This window comes from Streptomyces coffeae, from assembly GCF_016741875.1.
GTDB classification, from domain to species: domain Bacteria; phylum Actinomycetota; class Actinomycetes; order Streptomycetales; family Streptomycetaceae; genus Streptomyces; species Streptomyces coffeae.
The window spans coordinates 1-586 of record NZ_JAERRF010000181.1; the positions used below are offsets into that span (position 1 = coordinate 1).

Genomic DNA, 586 nt, shown 5'->3' on the forward strand with positions numbered 1-586 from the left:
GCCGACACCAAGAGGGCCTGCCCGTGAGCACCACCGAAGAGACCACCAGCCGATCCGCGCAGGACACCGCCGCCGGTGTCGTCGGCAAACTCTCCACCCTCGACCGCTTCCTGGCCGTATGGATCCTGGCCGCGATGGCCCTCGGTCTCGGCCTGGGCCGGGCGATCCCCGGCCTGAATGACGCACTGTCCAAGGTCGAGATCGGCGGCATCTCCCTGCCGATCGCCATCGGTCTGCTGGTCATGATGTATCCGGTCCTGGCCAAGGTCCGCTACGACAAGCTCGACGCGGTCACCGGCGACCGCAAGCTGATGATCTCCTCGCTGATCATCAACTGGATCCTGGGACCGGCGGTGATGTTCGCACTGGCCTGGATCTTCCTTGCGGACCTGCCCGAGTACCGCACCGGGCTGATCATCGTCGGACTGGCCCGCTGCATCGCCATGGTCATCATCTGGAACGATCTGGCCTGCGGCGACCGCGAGGCCGCGGCCGTCCTGGTCGCTTTGAACTCGGTCTTCCAGGTACTCGCGTTCGGCCTGCTGGGCTGGTTCTACCTGGACCTGCTGCCCGGCTGGCTCGGCCT

At 66.4% G+C, this 586-nt stretch carries 1 protein-coding gene; it reads left to right on the forward strand.

What is annotated here, in order from left to right:
• Window positions 1–23 precede the first annotated feature (23 nt).
• A partial coding sequence (locus JK363_RS41570; protein WP_372444963.1) for an arsenic resistance protein occupies window positions 24–586 on the forward strand: 563 nt, incomplete at its 3' end.